A 17,992-nucleotide genomic window follows, 5' to 3' on the forward strand; every position below is an offset into this window, starting at 1 on the left:
GCGATGAAGGCCGTCGCCGCTTGACCAGGCGACGCCAGAGGCAGACTCAGGAGGCTTATCCGGCTCACCGCGGGGCGGCGCACACCCAACATTGACAGATTAACGAATCATCTATCAACCTTGACAGATAATCTATCAATCGTCACTGTAAGTTCATGTTGTTCCGCGCTCCCAAACTCGACTTCGATGATCTCCGCGTCATCGAAGAGATCAATCAGCTTCGGCATGAGCTGCGCATCTACCTCCATGAGCCCAGAAGGTGGAAGGGTCAACTCCGCCGCAACCTCAAGGCCCGTGCGGTGCAGGGGTCGAACAGCATCGAAGGCTACGACGTCAACCTCGACGACGCGCTGGCGATCATGGAGGACGAGGAGCCGCTCGACGCAGACCGGCGGACATCACTGGAGATCGTTGGTTACCGCAACGCGCTGACCTATATCCAGCAGTTGGCGGACGACCCCGGGTTTCAGCTCGAAGAGTTCCTGATTCGCAGTCTGCACTTCATGATGCTGGGTCACGATCTCTCGAAGAGTCCGGGCCGCTACCGCCCAGGGCAGATCTTCGTGCATGACGAGGAAAGAAGCCTGAAGGTGTATGAGGGTCCCAGCCCCGAGGCCGTCCCTGCTCTGATGCAGGAACTGGTCGCGGACCTCAACACGGGTGACGACGATTGCCCGGTCTTTGTGAGGGCGGCGATGGCTCATCTGAATCTCGTCATGATTCATCCGTTCCGGGACGGCAACGGGCGCATGGCACGTGCACTGCAGACAATGGTCCTTGCCCGCGAAAAGATTCTCACGCCCGAGTTCAGCAGCATCGAAGAATGGCTCGGCAAGAACACTCAGAGCTACTATGGCGTGCTGGGTGAGGTCGGAGCGGGCGCGTGGCATCCCGAGCGCGACACGACAGTCTGGGTTCGCTTCAACCTGGTCGCCCACCATATGCAGGCACACACGGTGTTGCGGCGGGTCGATGACGCGAGCAGGACGTGGCTGGAGTTGGAGAAGGTCATCCAGCAACACAAGCTGCCGGAACGCGCAGTATTCGCTCTGTACACCGCGGCCCTGGGGCTCAAGGTAAGACGACCGGTGTACGAGAAGGATGCCGAAATCGAGGTCGGCACCGCGAACCGCGACCTGCGGTTCATGGTGCAAGCGGGGCTGTTGGCGCCGCAGGGCGAGACCAAAGGCCGTTTCTACCTGGGCACACCAGAGCTGCGTGAGATCCGCCGGAACGTCTTGAGTGAGCGACCGCGACCCAAAAATCCTTATGAATAAAGGCATCCGGTGACGGACCCTTGCCGCCTGCCCGGGGCGGCTCCGGGCAGGCGGGAGGGGTCAGCCGGCTACGGCCAGGTATACCAATGCGCCCAGGACGCCGAGGAAGACGACGATCAGGCCGATGACGGCCAGGGTCGATGGTCCTCCGCTTTCTTCCGGCTCGGGTTGCTGCCGGCCTCGGATCCCGCTCTTGTCCACGAAGACCCTCCAGGTCGAAGCCGGCGACGGAATGTCACCGGCTTCGCGGAAGATAGCCATGCGGGCGGGGGTGTGACGAGGGGTCGTTCCGCAGGGCGAAACGCGGGTGGGGATCTCAGGCCGGGCGCTGGCGGGCGAGGACCTGGCGGATGAGCTGGCCGGTCTGGTCGAGGCGGGCTCGGGGGTAACGGAGGGCGGCGCCGAGGACGGCGACGGTGCCGACGACGCGGCCGGATTCGTGGACGGGGACTGCGACGCCTGCCATGCCGGCGAGGAATTCGCCGGACTGGATGGCGTACCCGCGGGCTCTGCTGGCTTCGACGTCGGTGGTGAGCTGGCCGGGGTTGACGATAGTGCGGGCTGTGCGGGCCGTCAGGCGCAGTTGGGGGACGATGGCCGCGACGCCTTCCGGGGGTAGGCCGGAGAGGACCGCTTTGGCCATGCAGCCGCTGGTGATCCTGAGGCGGTGGCCGAGCGGGGAGGTGGCCGCGGCCGGGTGCTTGGACTGGCGTTTGCCGACGATGAGCAGGGAGAGCGACGACCAGTCGGCTTCCGCCACGAGGACCGTCTCGCCGGTCATGCGGGAGAGCTCGTCGGCGACGGCCCGGGTGCGCAGGGCTATCGACGAGGTTTCGGCGACCTGGCTGCCGAGCTCCAGCAGGCGGGCGCCGAGCAGGTAGGAGCCGTCCGGGTCCTGGCGCAGGAAGCCGCGGTCGATGAGGGTCACGGCGAGGCGGCGGGTGCTGGGGCGGGGCAGGGCGACGGCGTCCGCGAGCTCCGAGAGCTGCATCCGCGGGTGGGCCGCGCTGAACGCGCCCAGGATGTCCAGGGCGCGGGCAACCGAGCGGACCTCGCTCCGCCGTTCCTGCGGTGCAGTCATCCTGGACACCTCCGCCGAGAAGATACCTCGCTGCCTTACTACGTCCGCGGGCCGACATAAGCTCAACCGCATGGTGGCGCAGGCGAGCAGGCTCAAGAATGTCCGGTACGACATCCGCGGCCCCGTGCTGCGCCGGGCCCAGGAGCTGGAGGCGGCAGGGCATCGCATCCTCAAGCTCAACCTGGGCAACCCCGCGCCGTGGGGGCTGAACACCCCGGAGCCGATCGTCGCGGACATGGTGCAGCACCTGGGTGACGCCGAGGGTTACAGCGACGCCCGGGGCATCTACTCCGCCCGGGTCGCCGTCGCGCAGTATTACCAGACGCTCGGGGTGAAGGACGTCCAGCCCGATGACGTGTTCCTCGGCAACGGCGTCTCCGAGCTGATCGTCATGTCGCTGCAGGCGCTGCTGAACACCGGTGACGAGGTGCTGGTGCCGAGCCCGGACTACCCGCTGTGGACCGGGGCGGTGACGTTGTGCGGCGGGCGGCCGGTGCACTACCGGTGTGACGAGTCGATGGGCTGGGAGCCCGACCTGGAGCATCTCGCGGCGCAGATCACGCCGAACACCCGCGCCATGGTGATCATCAATCCGAACAACCCGACGGGCGCGGTCTACTCGCGGGAGGTCCTGCTGGGGATGCTCGACATAGCCCGCCGGCACGATCTGCTGGTCCTCGCGGACGAGATCTACGACAAGATCCTCTACGACGACGCGAAGCACGAGTGCGCCGCCGCGCTCGCCCCGGATCTGCTGGTCATCACGATGAGCGGGCTGTCGAAGGCGTACCGGGCGGCGGGGTTCCGGTCGGGCTGGATGGCGATCAGCGGCCCGACGAGCACGGCCACCGAATACCTCGAGGGCGTGCAACTGCTCGCGAACATGCGGCTCTGCCCGAACGTGCCGGCGCAGCACGCGGTGCAGACGGCGCTGGGCGGGTTCCAGAGCATCAACACGCTGATCCGGCCGGGCGGGCGGCTCTACGAGCAGCGCAATCACGCGTACAACAAGATCAATGCCATTCCTGGGGTTGATGCCGTGCAGCCGCGTGGCGCGCTGTATCTCTTCGCGCGGCTGAACCCCGAGGTGCACAAGATCCGCGACGACCAGAAGCTGATCATCGACCTGCTGGAGCAGGAGCTGATGCTGCTGTCCCACGGCACCGGCTTCAACCTGCCGACCCCGGACCACATCCGCCTGGTCTTCCTCGCTCCGGTCGACGTCCTCGACGACGCCACCGACCGCCTGCACCGCTTCCTCGAGACGTACCGTCAATAGACCTCTTTGCCCAGCTTGTCGAGCTTGTGGGTCTGCCAGTAGACGTCCCACTTGTCGCCGACCTTTTTCGGGACCTTGCCCGCGGGATAGCGCACATATCCCGCGGGTGGGTCCTGCCCCTCAGGGACGCAGGTGCTGCCGGTGGCGCTGTCGGCGAGTTTGACCGGGTAATTGCCGCCGCCGCAGATCGCGTCCGCGGTGCAACCCCCGGTCAGCACCGCAGCTGCCAGACCGGCGACGACAAGCGCGGGCAACCTAGCCAAGGTCTTTGTGGAACACGCGGAACGAGCACTCGGTGGCGAGCAGCGGCGCGAGGTGCGGGAACGTCTCGTCGATCGAGCCGGTGCTGACCTGCCGGTAGCCGATGCGGGTGTACCAGGCGCGGAGGAATTCCTTCACCGGGTGCTCCCAGTCGCGCGGCACGAGCAGCTCGCACTGCATCGTCGGGAACCCCTGAGCGCGCGCCCAATTCTCGGCGAACTGCACCAACTGCCGTCCGATGCCACTGCCCTGCTCCGACGGCTCCGCGGCCAGCATGCCGAACTCGCCGAGACCAGGCTCGAGTTGCACGATGCGAACCTGGCCCACGATGCGGCCCGCGCGGCGGGCGACGGCGATCTCCCCGGCGTCGACCAGCCCGCGCATCTCGGCGACTGTCGTGCGCTCCGCGCCGTCGCGCCACAAGCCCTTCTCACCGTCGGCGTAAACCGTGTTGACCAGCGCGGTCAGCGCCTCGACGTCTTCTGGTGCAGCCGGCGTTATCTCGATGTCCACAACCCGAAATCTAGCGCGTGGGCAGGCGGATGGTCACTGTCGTGCCGGCGCCCTCGGTGGACTCCACGGAGATGCGGCCGCTGTGGTTGTCGACGATCGTGCGCACGATGGCCAGGCCGAGGCCGGTGCCGGGGATCGCCTGATGGATGGCGTTGGTCGCGCGGAAGAAGCGGGTGAACAGGGCTTCCTGCTCGGGCGGAGGGATGCCGATGCCGGTGTCCGCGACCACGACGTTCACCTCGCCGTCGGCCCGGTACACGCGCAGGGTGACCGTGCCACCGGCGGGGGTGAACTTGACCGCGTTCGTCAGCAGGTTCATCAGGACCCGCTCGAGCTGCTCCGGGTCGGCGGTGAGCTCCTGCGGGCCGTCCAGCTCGGGCTTGAGGCGTACCTCACCCTTGTCCGCAGCCGGGCCGATCGCCGTGAGTGCCTGCTCCGCGAGCGCGACCAGGTCGACCGGCCGCCGGGCGGTCTTGAACGAACCCGTCTCGATCTTCGACAGGGTGAGCATGTCCTCGATCAGTTCCCGCAGCCGGCGCGTGTTGCGGGCGATGACGTCCAGCATCCGGCGCTGCGGCGGGTCCACCTCACCGGCGTCGGCGTCCAGCAGCAGCTCGACATACCCGGCGATGCTGGTCAGCGGCGTACGCAACTCGTGCGACACGGTCGACATGAAGTCGGTCTTGGCGTTGTCGAGCTCCTGCAGCCGGGCCACGAGATGCTGTTCACGCTCGTACAGCCGGGCCAGGTGCACGCCCCGGCCCAGGTCGGCGGCGACCACCTCGGTCAGCCGCACCTCGACCGGCGTCCAGTCCGGCCCGGTGTCGCGGATCAGGGTGAGCGCGCCCAGGCATTCCTCGCCGCCGCTGACCGCCACCGTCAGCACCGGGCCGTCGCCGACCGCGGCCCACGCGCGCCGCTCCGCCTCCGAGGGTTCGACCTCCCCGGTCGGCGCAGGATCGTTGGTCACCCACACATCCCCGGTCCGCAGCCAGGTCGCATCGGCTTCGGCCAATTCTTTGAGTACGCCGTGAGCGTGCTCGTCGCGAAGACTCGCCACCGGCGGCAGCCCCGTCTGCCCCGGAGCCATCCGCAGCAGCACATGGTCGGCGCCGATCGTGGTACTCAGCCCGTCAAGGGCCTCCCGGACGGCGTCCTCGACCTTCAGATGCGCCCGGATCCGGTAACCGAGCGCCCGCACCTCACCCCGCTGACGCGCCACGGCGGCCTCGGCGACCCGCGTACGGTCGGCCTCCTCGGCCAGCTCGTTGACTGCCTGCGCCACCGCCCGGATCTCGGTGGGCCCGACCGTCGCGTCAGCCCGGGAATTCAGGGCGCCGACGCGGCGGCGGTCGATCACCGCGACGACACCGGCCAGCGGCAGGGTGATGCGGCGGGTGGTCACAACGGCGGCGAGTACGGCGGTCACGGCGGCGAGCAGCGTCAGCGCGACCACCACGGCGGTGGTCACCGTGCTCAGCCGGGAGCTGCGTTTCTGCAGGTTCGCGGCGCGCCCGGCGAGGGCCGCGTCGAACTGCGTGTTCTCGGCCGCGAACGCCTCGAAGAGCGGCCTGCCCTGGCTCACGTACGCGGCGGCGGTGTCACTGCGGGGCACGGCAAGCCGCTGCTGCTCGGCGTGCTGCCACCAGATATCGGCACGGTCGAGCTGGTCGTTGATCGAGGCCCGTTCGTCGGCGCGGGCCAGTCCGGTCAGCGCCCTGCTCGACGTCGTATAGGCGGTCCGCGCCACCTGGTACGAATCCAGCAACTGGCTGTCGCCGGTGAGCAGATAGCCGCGCAGCCCGCGCTGGGCGTCACCCAGAACGCTGCGCAGCTCGGCATTGGCCAGTTCCAACGGCTGCACGTACGCGGAGAGCTCCCGCACCACGCGGTGCTGCATCACCAGGGCGGTGGTCTCGGCGACCCCGGAACAGACGATGAGCAGCACCAGGACGCCGAAGGCCCCGGTCAGGAGCCGGCCGACGGACCTGCTCGGGCGCATGGGCGTACCCGTGGGTGTCAGGCCCGGGTCCGGCTCAGCAGGGCCTGGATCCGGGAGACCAGCTCGCGTGGGCTGAAAGGTTTGGTCACGTAGTCGTCGGCACCGGCGCTGAACCCGCCCTCGACGTCCTGCTCCTGCACCCGCGCGGTGAGCATGATGATCAGCATCCCGGCGGTCGCCTGATCGGCCCGCAACATCCGGCACACGTCGATCCCGGAGAGCCCCGGCATCGAGACGTCGAGCACCGCGAGCGTCGGCTGCCGGGAGCGCGCCTGCTCCAGCGCCGCCTGCCCGTCCTCGACCGAGATCACCTCGAGGCCGGCCTGCTCCAGCTTGAACGCGACCAGGTCCCGGATATCGGCATCGTCATCGGCGACCAGCACCACCGTCACGGCTGCTCCCCCTCAAACTCGGCGCTCATCCGACGATATCGCCTCATCTCCGGCGTGACTGCCGGTCTCCGCAACCGCACCGCAACTTGTACGCAGCACGAATGCATCCTGGCCCAGGTGTGCTGTCTTTAGCCCGCCCGCTCGATCTTGGCAGGAGGACCCGATGCCCGTACTTGATACCGACGACACCCGCACCGACGCGCTGTTCGTCTCCCACCTGCAACGCTCCCAGCAACCCACCCCGGAGTTGATCCGAGCCGCAGTGACCGCCACGGTCGACCGCCTCGGCGAGAACACCTGCGCCGCCCTGGTCGCCCAGGAATTCGGCGAGCACCCCGACTGCGCCCTCGGCCGTATGCGCTGGGCCCGCCGCGCCATCCAGGCCGCCTTCGCCGCCTGACCTTCTACTCCCGCACCCTCTGTTCTCGGCCCGGGGCCACTGCCGCACCCGCCGATGACAGCCCTTTGCGCGCTTCTTCGGCCTTTGCGCGCTTCTTCGGCCTTTGCGCGCTTCTTCGGCCTTTCGCGCTTCTTCGGCCTTGCGCGCTTCTTCGGTCAGCGGCGTAGGCAGAATGGGTGGCCGGCCGGGTCGCGCAGCACCCGGAAGCTTTCCGGCGCGGATTGTTCCCCTTCTTTTGTGGCTCCGAGCGCGACCGCCTGCGCCTCCGCCTCGTCGAGGCTCTCGGTGCCGTCGACGGCCAGGTCGAGATGCATCTGCTGGGATCGCTCCGCCGAGGGCCACGTCGGCGGCTCGTAGCCGGGGACGCGAACGGCCCCGACGTAGAGCGCGCCCGCTTTGACGGCGCAGAAGTCCGGTGTCTCGATCGCGACCTCGCCGCCGAGCATGGCGGCCCAGAACCGGGCCAGGCCGGCCGGGTCGGGGCCTTCAAGGTTGATCGCGGCGACGTGAGCGACAGCCATAGTTCCTCCAGGGATGGACATTCCCCGCGACCCTAGCACCCAAAAAGAGAGATCACTCTTTTTAGTGACTGCGACTACCCCTCGATGATCGCCATCAGGGCGGCCACGAAGGGAGCGGGCTCCACGTCACCACGGATCGCTATCTGCTGGCTGTAACTGGCACAAAGGGCCACGAACGCTTCGGCGATCTGCCCGGCGTGCGCGCGCCGGCGCTCGGGAACCAGCTCGGCGATCGCGGCCCGCCCGGCGGCGAGCTGTTGCCGGACAACCACTGCGAGCTGCGGAGACACGGCCGCCTCGGCATAGATCTGAGTCACCAGGCGAGCGTGGTCGGTGTCTCGGGCCCGGGCGCGCACATGCTCGAGGAAGCCGGCGACGGCCTCGGCGGTGAGCGCGTTGGGCAGGGCTTCCGTCCCCTGCTCGCAGACGGCGATGACGATCTCGTCCTTGCTGGTGAAGTACCGGTAGATGGCCCCGTTGGACAGCCCGGACTCGGCCACTATGTCGGCCATCGACGTACGGGCGAAGCCGTGGCTGGCGAATCGGGCGCGAGCGGCGTCCACGATCTGCAACCGGCGCGCGTCGAGATGAGCTTGACTGACCCTAGGCATAAAAAGAGTGACCCCTCGCTTTACTTGCTACCATGGCGAGCCTACCCCTCCGGCACCACGCTCAAGGAGTTGCCATGCGCTACCAGACCTTCGGCCGGCTCACCGGACTACGCGTGTCGGAATACGCGCTCGGGACGGCGGGCTTCAGCACCTCGAACACCGAAGCACCACAGATCTTCGAGACCTTCGTCGCCGCCGGCGGCACCACGTTCGACACGTCCAACATCTACCAGGACGGCCAGGCCGAAACCGTACTCGGTGAGCTGCTCGGGCGGGACCGCGACGACTACGTGGTCATCACCAAGTACAGCGGGACCAGGCAGACCCAGGCCCGCCCCGGCACGACCGGCAACAGCCGCAAGAGCATGATCCGCTCCCTCGAAGCCAGCCTGTGCCGCCTGAACACCGACTACGTCGACGTCTTCATGCCACACTTCCCCGACGGCATCACCCCGATCGAGGAGATCCTGGCCGGCTTCAACGACCTCATCCGCGCCGGCAAAATCCTCCACGGCGGCCTCTCCAACTTCCCAGCCTGGCGCGTAGCCGGCGCCGCCCTCCGCGCCGACCTGCAAGGCCTGGCCCCGCTGGTCGGCGTCCAGACCGAATACAGCCTGGCCGAACGCTCCGCCGAACGGGAGCTGCTACCGATGGCGCAGGCTCACGGCCTGGGCGTCGTCCTTTACTCGCCCCTCGCAGGCGGGTTGCTCACCGGCAAATACCGGCTCGGTGAACAGGGCCGGCTGAGCGCCCGCGGCAACGCCATCGAGGGCGACACCCAGCGCACCGCCGTCGTCGACGCCGTCCTGGCGGTCGCCGACGAGCTCGGCACCACCGCGGTCCAGGTCTCCCTGGCCTGGCTGCGCCGCCGAGCCGCCCTCGCCCCCACGGCCCTGATCCCGATCGTCGGCCCCCGCACCGTCGCCCAGCTGGAGGAATACCTGCGATCGCTCCAGCTCAACCTCACCGACAAGCACTACCTGCAACTCGACGACGCCAGCGCCATCAAACTCGGAACCCCGCACGAGGACGTCGCCGCCGCCCTGGCCCACGGCACCGACGGCGACCGCACCCTCCTCGACCCCCACGCCGTCCCCGTCATCTGAGGGAACAGGCGGGGCTCGCCGGGTGGTCAGGCGGGCTCCCCGGGTGGTCAGGCGGGCTCGGGGACCGGGCCGGGCTCGGTTCCCGGGACGTTGCCCGGGTCGTCGGGGCCCGGCATCGGCTCGACCGGGGCGGGTGGCAGGGTCTCCGGGGTGTCCGGGGAGAGCACGCCCGGGTCGTCCGGGATGGGCTCGCTGGGGTCGATGGGCGGGTAGTTGTCCGGGTCGGGTCCTGGCTGCACCATGTCCCCTTTGTGCCCACCCCGGCCCGGTCTCATGCGCGATCTTCGCCGAGAGTGGCGGCCAGCAACCGGTCCAGCTTGGCGGCCCGGCCAGGATGCCGGTGCGAGACCCAGGCCACCCACCCCTTCAGGTACGCGGAAAAGTCCGCATGCCCGTCCCGATTCGCCTCATCCAGCCCGCGCCGCGCGGCATCGTGCAGCACCGCCCGCAGCCTGTCGTACTCAACCCGGGCCACGGCCGGCCGCTCGTTCACGACCAGCCCGGCCAGCACCTGCCGGTCCCCCTGCCCCCGGACCCGCGTCTTCGCATGACGCAGCTGGAACCCCTCGTCCTTCACCACCGCCTCGAGCGCCGCCAGCAACCGCGGCGCGGACACCCGCGGCCCGGAGAACGCGAGGTCGTCGGCGTACCGCGTGTAGGTCATCCCGAACCGCGCGGCGAGCCCGCTCAACCGCCGATCCAGCCGGTACGCGACCAGATTCGCCAGCGCGGGCGAGCTGGGCGCCCCTTGCGGCAGATGGGCGTGCCGCAACAACGGAAGATACTTGCCACCCAGGATGTCGGCCGGGGTCCGGGTGGTGGTCAGCGCGGTTAGGGCGTGCGCGACAGGCTCCGGGTAACCAGCCGTGCGGAACAGCCCATAGATCCGCGGCGCCGTGACGCTGGAGAAGAACGAGGCCAGATCGACTCGGACGACCATCGGCTGCCCGCTGTGCGGCACCGCGAACGTGTGCACCCCACGACCGGGTACGAAACCATGAGCAGCAGGATGAACCGGAATCCGCCCGAGCACCCCGTCGAGCAGACGCCGCTGCACCGCCCGCAGCCGAGGCTTGGGCGCCTCGATCAGCCGATGCGGCAACCACCGATACCGGTAGTGCCGTAACCGCTGGTCCCGAGCGTGCCGATTGATCTCCTTCCGGTCCGCGAACCAGTCCAGCTCATCGCCCGCAAGCCCGAGAAACCCCGCCAGCACCCCGAGATCATCGATGCGCGGCGTATCCCAGCGCATCCGCACAACCCGAACCGGCACCGCGCGCCGCACCACCACCGGATGCGACTGCACGCGCCCGCTGAGAAAGCCCGCCAACTCCCGCGGCCGATCAGCCGGAGCATCCCTGTACGCCCGGAGCACCCCCGCCACCACCGGCCGCAACCACCACGGCCGCCCACCCAGCACCTCACCCCCAGCCCGCACCAACCGCCCCAGCACCCACCCCGACCCCGCAGCCCGCGACGCAGCGCGGCCGAGAAGATCCGGGCGTGAACCGACGACCGGCCTGGCATCCCCGACCAATCCCCCAGCCCGCAATCCGGCCGACGCAGCCGACGCAGCCGGGCCTGGGCCAACCCGCGACCCAGCCGACGCAGCCCGACCTAAGTCAACCCGCGATCCGGCCGACGCAGCCGGGCCGAGGTCAACCCGCGACCCAGCCAGGCCTTGCGGGGTCGGAACCGGGCGAGCCGGTCGGGGCGGGCGCGGTGTGAGTCGGCGCGGGCGTGGGGCGGGGGCCGGGGCGGTGGCCTCGGTGAGGAAGGCGTCGGCCAGGGCGGTAGCTACTTGAGAAGGGGTGGCAGCGCGGCCCGACGATGCCCGGTTGTGCCTGCGTCGTGCCGCGCGGAGCGCGGGGGCACGCCGGCGGTGCTGTGCCTGGCTGATCATGTCGCCCCCGGGGTTGCCCCGGAGAGACCGTCGGCGGACCGGCGGTCAAGCTCGGGACGCGCTGCCACCAGCCAGGAAGTCTAGGCACCACCCGCAACCCGCGCACCCAGCTCCAGCACCCGGTCACCCGCGCGAAAAACCCGGCTCCGCGAGAAGCCCAGCCCCGCGCAGAGAACCGGCCCCGCACGGGAAGTCGGTCCGCGGAAAGCCAGGGTCAGTCGCCGGAGAAGCCGAAGAAGTAGATCTCGGTGGGTTTGCCGTTCTCGTGGAGGACGGCGCATCGGCCGTACCAGCGGCGCTCGGCGAGATCGTTCAGAGCCTTCGCGTGCTCGCGGGTGGGGTGTTCGGTGCCGACGTGGGCCAGGGCTTCGGCTGGGGAGACCGGTTCGACGGTGCCGAACTCGGGGTTCTCGCCGGGGTCGAGGACTTTGAAGACGTCGAGGATGGAGTGGGTGCCGCTCTCCTGGACCTCTTCGTCGTCGAAGAGGTCGTCCCAGGTGGTGGGGCGGTTGGGGAAGTCAGCGGCGGATTTGCCGTACTCCCCGGGGACCGCCCACCAGTAGTCGCCCTCGGCGAAGACCTTGTCCCGGAGGGCGTCGAGCGCCGCATCGAGATCTTCCTGGTAGGGAACGTAGTAATTCCAGCCCGAAGCGCCCATGGTCTCCCCCTCGTTTGTGGACGGGGCAAACCGTAGCGTCGGGGTGTGACAAGAATTGGGGCCGGTGGTCCAAGAGGAGGCTCTCGGTCCGCTTGAACCACCGGCACTTCTTCGCTACCCGCTCACGGACGGACTAATCACGCGATCGAGAAGTGGTGGGAGAAGTTCTTGAAGGACCGCGACGCCGTCCGCGCTGAGCACTGACTCCGGGTGGAACTGGACGCCCGCGAAGCCCTCGCCGCGCAGGGCGTGGATCTTGCCGTCGGGGTCGGCGGCGAAGGAAACGCCGGGGACGGTAGCTGCAAGGGCGGTAAAACTCGAGTAGAAGCCGACGCGGCGGGTGGTGCCGAAGAAGTGGATGTCGCGGGCTATTCCCTGGTAGGTGGAGTCGCGGCGGAGCAGGGGCAGGCCCAGGGTGGTGGCCAGGATCTGGTGGCCGAGGCAGATGCCGAGCAGGGGGCGGCCGGCGGTCAGTGCTTCCTGGGCCAGGGCGCGCAGGCGGTCCATTTTCGGTGTGGACGCGCCGGGGTCGCCGGGGCCGGGGCCGAGGATCAGCAGGTCGGCCGCGGGGATGATCGGGGCGGTCCAGGGCACCACCGTGACGGTCAGGCCCAGGGCGCGCAACTGGTGGGTGAGCATCGCCGTGAATGTGTCCTCGCCGTCGACGATGACCGCTGAGCGGCCGGCGAGGGCGGGCATGGTGAGGGCTCCCGGGACGCGCTGGTCCAGCCAGAAGCGGGCGAGGCCGTCGTTGCGCGCTGCCAGGGCCAAGTCCAGTTCAAGATCGGTGGGCTCCGGGCGTACTGATAAAGGTTGAGGTTGAGAGCGCAGGCTGAAGGCGGAGAGCACCCCGGCGGCCTTGGCGTGGGTCTCGGCCACCTCGCCCTGCGGGGTCGAGTGCCGGACCAAGGTCGCCCCCACGGGTACGCGCAGAGCCCCGTCGTCCGAGATCTCCGCCGTCCGGATGAGAATCGGCGCGTCCAGGGTCTGGCGGCCGTCAGAATCATGACCGAGCAGGGCGAGCACGCCGGCGTAGTACCCGCGGCCGCGGCCCTCGTGGCGGGCGATCACCCGGCAGGCGTTCTCGACCGGGCTGCCGGTGACCGTGGGGGCGAACATCGTCTCGCGCAACACGTCGCGGACGTCGAGGGAGCCCTTGCCGGCCAGCAGGTACTCGGTGTGGGTGAGGTGGGCCATCCGTTTCAGGTACGGCCCGATGACCTGGCCACCGTGCTCAGCGACCGTGGCCATCATCTTCAGTTCCTCGTCGAGGACCATGTGCAGCTCCTCGATCTCCTTGCGGTCGGCGAGGAAGTCGGCGAGGCTGCGGGCGCCGTCGTGGCGGTGGGTGCCGGAGATCGGGTTCATCATGGTCAGTCCGTCGGTCACGCTGACGTGCCGCTCGGGCGTGGCGCCGACGAGGGTACGCGTACCCGTGTGCACCAGAAACGTCCAGTAAGCACCCCGCTCGCCGGTGAGCAGGTTGCGGAACGCCGCGCGGGCCGTCTCCAGCGGGTCGCCGTCGACAGTGGCCTGATAAACGCGGTGGATGACGAAGTTCGCGCCCTCGCCGTGCCCGATCTCCTCGTCGAGCACCGTCCGGACGATCTGCTCGTAGTCCTCGTCCGCGATGTCGAAGGCACCGTCACGGATCGCCACGGTCCGGGGCAGCGAGGCGATCAGGTCGTCGAGCGGCACGGTCTCATGCCGCTCGACGCGCAGGCACTCCAGTGGCGTCCCGTCGTCGACGCACGCGAAGCCACGTTCCCTGATCTGCCGGTACGGGATCAGGGCCAGCGTCTGCGGCCCGTTCCCCGCCGGGAGCGGGATGTCGGCCAGGGCCTCAACGGTGACGACGTCGCCGTGCAGGACGTCGACATGGTCAGCGCCGTCACGGTGCAGCAGGGCAAAAGGTTTCATGGGTCCTCGATGGGCTGGGGACCGCCACCGAGAAGGACCACACAGAAACGGCCGCCTCGGGGAGGCGGCCGCGGTGAGTGTTTTTACACGCGGGTGGGTGTGGCCGCCGGTTCGGCGTGCCACCACATGCTCAATCGCGCGTGCATGCGATGGAGCGTAGCGCATCTCGGCCCGCCGACATTTACCCAGGTTGACGGTATATACCGGTGGACGTAATCTACCGGCATGGCAGCGATGCCGTCGTGGCGGTGCTGACGGCCGTGGGGGCCGGGGTATCGCAAGGCTGAGATGACTCAGGGTTCCGCCGGCCTGGACATGGACATGTGGCCGTGTCCAGGTCGCGGTCGACCTACGGGATTCGTCGTGTTTGGCCGGTCCTGGTCCGACGGTGAGTTGTCTGCCGCTGGTCAGCAGATGAGCAGAGGGAACCCTTCTGGGGGAAGGCGGTAGACGCTGCCGCGGGCGCCGGTCCAGGGGTCGAGCGCGACCATGTCGGTGGGATCGGTGGGATCGGCCGGCTGCTGCCCGGTCGTCGGGTCGCCTCCCTCGAACTGGACGAGGGCGTTGGGGCCGAGTCCGCATCCACTGCTGTGGAGGCGTACGCGTGCGGTGTTGGCGGGCAGATCCAGACGGTGCCGGACAACGCCGGTGGTGAGGTCGACCAGCAGGATTGCATCGCCGTCGGCCCACGGGGCGTCGCCGCCGGCCCGGATGATGGGCACTACGGCGGTGATCCCGTCGCCGAGCATCACCTCGCCCGGCCATCCCGTCGGGTTGACGATCTCGCCGGGCCGCAGGTGGGAGCGCAGGTCGGCGTCGACAACGCGGGGCTGCCGGCCTCCCACGATCCAGTGCACCGTGGTCGCGCCGGTGTTCGCGGGTTTCGCCCAGATGAGGTCGCCGTGGGCGGAGACCGCGACAAGCTGGGCGTCATCGGCGGCGGCTGGATCTTCGACCAGCCGCGCGTTGACGATGTCGACGACGGCGACCTTTTGCCCATCGGGACTGTCCGCAGACACCGCTGCCCAGCGCGCGTCGGGTGACCAGGACACCGGACCCCACGCCGCGAGGTGGTCGGGCAGGGCCACCCTGCGCGATGTTCCGCTGTCCAGACGGCGCAGGACCAACCCGTCGGACTCGTCGTACAGCATCAGGAAGGCGCCGTCCGGAGAGATCGGACCGGGCCCTTCGTGCATCACGCTTTTGGGCAGCGTGTACTGGGAGCCGTCGGTGAGCACGAGTCGGAATCGGCAGTTCTCGTCCTCGACGTTTATAGGGTTGCACCGTGAGTAGAGGAACGCGGCGCGGGCCAGCGGCCGGTCAGGCAGCGGCGCCGGATCGGCCACCGGGGAATCCACCGTGGACAACGAGGCGGTGGACGCGGCCGGTAAGTCGGCCCGCGGTCCCGTCGGGTGGGCCGACCGGTCGGGAGCCGACGGGTGTAGCGGCGAGCACGCCGCGACGAGGCCGGCCGACACCAGCCCAGCGGCCGCCAGCAGGGCCAGCCGGCGGAACCGGCGGCGGCCCGGCCGTCCGGTCAACTCCTCGTCCGGCCCGGCACCGTCGGCGCCCGCACCCAGCAACTTCGACCGGTAATCATTCATGGCTGTCAGCGTTGCGATCGTCAGGCCCGTACGCCTGAGCGCCGGTACTCAACCGAGGGTGAATTCCGGCACCTACCTGCACGTCGACCTGACGACGGATTGTGCTGTCGCCCCGGGCTGATCAGGACGCGAGTTTGGCGCGGACGGTGGCGGCGTCGGGGTGGTCGAGGTTTTCGAGGATGGTGAGGGAGCGGCGCCAGGCGTCGCGGGCCTGGGGGTGGTTGCCGGCGGCGTGGTGGGTGTCGCCGATGTGGGTGAGGATTTCTGATTCGTTGTACGGGTCGGCTGCGCGACGGTACGCCGCGAGGGCCTCCGCGTAGCAGCGCAGCGCCTCGTCATGGTTGCCGAGGTGGTGGTGGGCGTAGCCGACGGTGTCCCAGGCGGCGCCCACGCCGGAGTGGTCGTCGTCGCCGAGTTTGAGGTGCAGGGCGACGGATTCCTGGCTGAACTTCAGGGCGAGCGGGTAGTCGCCGAGCTGGACGTGGCACCAGCCGATGGCGTTGAGGGCGTGGGCCTCGTGTTCGCCGGAGCCGACCCGGCGGTAGAAGATCAGGGCCTGTTCGTTGCAGGCGAGGGCTTCGCGGTGGCGGTCGGCGACGCCGAGGACGATGGCCAGGTTGAGGTTGGCGCCGGCCTGGCCCATGGCGTCGCCGAGGGCGTCGTAGAGGGTGATCGCCTCGCGGAGGTGGTCGAGGGCTTCGTCGACGCGGCCGACGTTGAAGTAGCCGCCGGCCAGCTCGGTGTGGGTGCGGACCTGGCGGTCGCGGTCCCCGAGGCGTACGGCTGCGGCCATCGCGGTCTGCTGGGTGGTGACCCAGTCCTGGAAGAGGGCGCGGCGGTGCAGGTAGGTCGCCATGGACCAGGCGAGGTGCCAGACGTGCGCGTCGTTGCCGGTGCGGGCGGCCTGGTCGATCGCGGCGAGCAGGACCTCGTGCTCGGCGAGGAACCAGGTCATGGCCTCGTCGCGGCCGGGGGGCTCCTCGACCAGGGCGCCGGGGGCGGGCGCGGGGGCCGCGATCGGGTTGCGGTGACGGGCGAAGACCCGGTCGGCGGCGAGCGCGGTGTGCAGGAAGTGGTCCATCATGCGGCGCGATGCGGCCTCGCGGGCGGTCACTTCCTCTTCGCGGTACGCCCGGTCGGCGGCGTACGCGCGCAGCAGGTCGTGGAACGTGAACCGGCCCGGGAGTGGTTCGCTGAGCAGGCTGGCCGTGGCCAGCTCGGCGAGCAGCAGCCGGGTCCGCACGACCGGCTCGGCGATCAGGCTGGCCGCCGACTCGACCGTCATCTCGGGCCCGGGGTGCAGGCCGAGGAGCCGGAACAGCCGGGCCGCGCCGGGGGTGAGCGTGCGGTAGGACCAGGAGAAGACCGCTCGCACGTCGCCGGCCGCGTCACCGACCGCGAGTGTGTCGAGGCGGGTGTCGCGCAGCTCGGCGGCCAGATCTTCCAGGGCCACGCCGGGGCGGGTGGCGGCGAGCGCTGCGGCGATGGTCAGCGCGAGCGGCAGCCGGGCGCAGCGGGTGATGATCTCCTCGACCGCGGCGGGTGCGGCGGCCAGGCGGTCGGCGCCGAGACGGCGGGCCAGCAGCTGGAACGCCTCGTCGGTGCTGAGCAGGTGCAGCCCGAGCGGGTGCGCGCCGTGCCGCGCGACCAGTCCGGCGAGGTCGTCGCGGCTGGTCACCAGGACCATGCAGTCCTTCGCGCCGGGCAACAGCGGGCGGACCTGCGCGGCGTCACGGGCGTTGTCGAGCAGGACCAGCATCTTGCGGTCGGCGAGCATGCTGCGGTAGAGCGCTGCCCGGTCGTCGAGCCCGGCGGGGATCTCCTTGTGCTGCACCCCGAGCGCCCCGAGGAACCCGGAGAGAACGTCGCCGGGGTCGCGCAGGGCGCCGTCGGGGTCGAAGCCGCGCAGGTCGGCGTGGAGCTGGCCGTCGGGGTAGCGGGCGCGGGCCTTGTGCGCCCAGTGCACGGCGAGGGTGGTCTTGCCGATGCCCGCGGCCCCGGACAGCGCCGAGATCGCCACCGCTGCCGGGCGGCCCCCGGCGACGGTGGTGATCGTGTCGAGGGCGCGCAGCTGGGCGGTGCGGCCGACGAACCCGTACACGTCGGGTGGGAGCTGGGCGGGGACCGGGCGGCCGGGTGCGGATCCGCCGAGGAACTTGCCGCGGGCCTCCTCGTCGTCGAGGCGCAGGGCGTCGGCGATCATCCGAGCGGTCGCCGGGCGTGGCGTACGCTTCCCGGTCTCGATCATGCGGACGGTCTTCACGTCGATCCGGGCGAGCTCGGCCAGCTCCTCCTGGGTCAGTCCCAGCTCCCGCCGCCGTGCCCGCACCCGCTCGCCGAACAACGCGTCCCCCGAACCGCCGCTCAAGCTGCCCCCCGAAACACCAAACGCCCGGTGAACGCCCTGGAGACGCCCCCTGTACTAAGGGACGGTAGCTCTACGCCGATCGATCGTTCACATCGG

The 17,992-nt window shown here is 69.7% G+C and carries 18 protein-coding genes; 4 read left to right on the forward strand and 14 right to left on the reverse strand.

What is annotated here, in order from left to right; all coding sequences use genetic code 11:
- Nucleotides 1-155: 155 nt before the first annotated feature.
- Entirely contained in the window at nucleotides 156-1,277 is a 1,122-nt protein-coding gene (locus Ahu01nite_RS00795) for a Fic family protein (RefSeq protein ID WP_203834369.1), read from the forward strand.
- 60 nt (nucleotides 1,278-1,337) lie between these two features.
- Here the strand turns inward: Ahu01nite_RS00795 and Ahu01nite_RS00800 are convergent, their stop codons facing one another.
- Together Ahu01nite_RS00800 and Ahu01nite_RS00805 are read right to left on the reverse strand one after the other, a co-directional pair.
- Nucleotides 1,338-1,538 carry a hypothetical protein gene (locus Ahu01nite_RS00800; RefSeq protein WP_203834370.1) on the reverse strand — a complete coding sequence of 67 codons (201 nt, stop codon included), beginning with the start codon at nucleotides 1,536-1,538 and terminating at the stop codon, nucleotides 1,338-1,340.
- Between the two features lie 55 nt (nucleotides 1,539-1,593).
- Complete coding sequence (locus tag Ahu01nite_RS00805; RefSeq protein WP_203834371.1) at nucleotides 1,594-2,358, reverse strand: IclR family transcriptional regulator; 765 nt, start codon at nucleotides 2,356-2,358, stop codon at nucleotides 1,594-1,596.
- 70 nt (nucleotides 2,359-2,428) lie between these two features.
- Between Ahu01nite_RS00805 and Ahu01nite_RS00810 the strand changes: the two genes are divergently transcribed.
- Nucleotides 2,429-3,637 (forward strand): pyridoxal phosphate-dependent aminotransferase, encoded by a 1,209-nt coding sequence (locus Ahu01nite_RS00810; protein WP_203834372.1) that lies wholly within the window; start codon nucleotides 2,429-2,431, stop codon nucleotides 3,635-3,637.
- Here Ahu01nite_RS00810 and Ahu01nite_RS00815 read toward each other — a convergent pair.
- The 4 genes from Ahu01nite_RS00815 to Ahu01nite_RS00830 are packed head-to-tail and all read right to left on the reverse strand — an operon-like array spanning nucleotide 3,631 to nucleotide 6,805.
- A complete protein-coding gene (locus Ahu01nite_RS00815) occupies nucleotides 3,631-3,891 on the reverse strand; it encodes an SCO0607 family lipoprotein (protein ID WP_239158528.1) in 261 nt (86 codons plus the stop codon). The genes Ahu01nite_RS00810 and Ahu01nite_RS00815 overlap by 7 nt on opposite strands.
- 1 nt (nucleotide 3,892) lies before the next feature.
- The gene (locus Ahu01nite_RS00820; RefSeq protein ID WP_203834374.1) at nucleotides 3,893-4,411 is read right to left on the reverse strand and encodes a GNAT family N-acetyltransferase; all 519 of its coding nucleotides are present in this window, start codon (nucleotides 4,409-4,411) and stop codon (nucleotides 3,893-3,895) included.
- 10 nt (nucleotides 4,412-4,421) lie between these two features.
- Entirely contained in the window at nucleotides 4,422-6,413 is a 1,992-nt protein-coding gene (locus Ahu01nite_RS00825) for an ATP-binding protein (RefSeq protein ID WP_203834375.1), read from the reverse strand.
- Between the two features lie 17 nt (nucleotides 6,414-6,430).
- Complete coding sequence (locus Ahu01nite_RS00830; RefSeq protein ID WP_203834376.1) at nucleotides 6,431-6,805, reverse strand: response regulator transcription factor; 375 nt, start codon at nucleotides 6,803-6,805, stop codon at nucleotides 6,431-6,433.
- Nucleotides 6,806-6,968: 163 nt separating this feature from the next.
- Between Ahu01nite_RS00830 and Ahu01nite_RS00835 the strand changes: the two genes are divergently transcribed.
- A complete protein-coding gene (locus Ahu01nite_RS00835) occupies nucleotides 6,969-7,205 on the forward strand; it encodes a hypothetical protein (RefSeq protein ID WP_203834377.1) in 237 nt (78 codons plus the stop codon).
- A gap of 155 nt (nucleotides 7,206-7,360) precedes the next feature.
- On the opposite strand, the gene Ahu01nite_RS00840 is transcribed toward Ahu01nite_RS00835, so the two are convergent.
- Nucleotides 7,361-7,726, reverse strand: a complete 366-nt coding sequence (locus Ahu01nite_RS00840) for a VOC family protein (protein ID WP_203834378.1) — start codon at nucleotides 7,724-7,726, stop codon at nucleotides 7,361-7,363.
- 74 nt (nucleotides 7,727-7,800) lie between these two features.
- On the reverse strand, nucleotides 7,801-8,337 hold the full coding sequence (locus Ahu01nite_RS00845) for a TetR/AcrR family transcriptional regulator (RefSeq protein WP_203834379.1): 537 nt from the start codon (nucleotides 8,335-8,337) through the stop codon (nucleotides 7,801-7,803).
- Between the two features lie 74 nt (nucleotides 8,338-8,411).
- On the opposite strand from Ahu01nite_RS00845, the gene Ahu01nite_RS00850 reads away from it, so the two are divergent.
- A complete protein-coding gene (locus tag Ahu01nite_RS00850) occupies nucleotides 8,412-9,443 on the forward strand; it encodes an aldo/keto reductase (RefSeq protein WP_203834380.1) in 1,032 nt (343 codons plus the stop codon).
- A gap of 47 nt (nucleotides 9,444-9,490) precedes the next feature.
- Here the strand turns inward: Ahu01nite_RS00850 and Ahu01nite_RS00855 are convergent, their stop codons facing one another.
- The 6 genes from Ahu01nite_RS00855 to Ahu01nite_RS00880 all read right to left on the reverse strand — a co-directional run bounded on the left by Ahu01nite_RS00855 (nucleotide 9,491) and on the right by Ahu01nite_RS00880 (nucleotide 17,896).
- Nucleotides 9,491-9,685, reverse strand: a complete 195-nt coding sequence (locus Ahu01nite_RS00855; protein ID WP_203834381.1) for a hypothetical protein — start codon at nucleotides 9,683-9,685, stop codon at nucleotides 9,491-9,493.
- A 29-nt stretch (nucleotides 9,686-9,714) separates the two neighbouring features.
- Nucleotides 9,715-10,896, reverse strand: a complete 1,182-nt coding sequence (locus Ahu01nite_RS00860; RefSeq protein WP_203834382.1) for a reverse transcriptase family protein — start codon at nucleotides 10,894-10,896, stop codon at nucleotides 9,715-9,717.
- Between the two features lie 664 nt (nucleotides 10,897-11,560).
- Nucleotides 11,561-12,004, reverse strand: a complete 444-nt coding sequence (locus Ahu01nite_RS00865; RefSeq protein WP_203834383.1) for a hypothetical protein — start codon at nucleotides 12,002-12,004, stop codon at nucleotides 11,561-11,563.
- Between the two features lie 114 nt (nucleotides 12,005-12,118).
- A complete protein-coding gene (locus Ahu01nite_RS00870; protein WP_203834384.1) occupies nucleotides 12,119-13,924 on the reverse strand; it encodes an anthranilate synthase family protein in 1,806 nt (601 codons plus the stop codon).
- Nucleotides 13,925-14,331: 407 nt separating this feature from the next.
- Nucleotides 14,332-15,528, reverse strand: coding sequence for a TolB-like translocation protein (locus tag Ahu01nite_RS00875; protein WP_203834385.1), 1,197 nt, complete (start codon nucleotides 15,526-15,528; stop codon nucleotides 14,332-14,334).
- A 121-nt stretch (nucleotides 15,529-15,649) separates the two neighbouring features.
- A complete protein-coding gene (locus Ahu01nite_RS00880; RefSeq protein WP_203834386.1) occupies nucleotides 15,650-17,896 on the reverse strand; it encodes an ATP-binding protein in 2,247 nt (748 codons plus the stop codon).
- Between the last annotated feature and the right edge of the window lie 96 nt (nucleotides 17,897-17,992).

Origin of the sequence: Winogradskya humida (genome assembly GCF_016862215.1) — a bacterium.
In the GTDB taxonomy this organism is placed as follows: Bacteria; Actinomycetota; Actinomycetes; order Mycobacteriales; family Micromonosporaceae; genus Actinoplanes; species Actinoplanes humidus.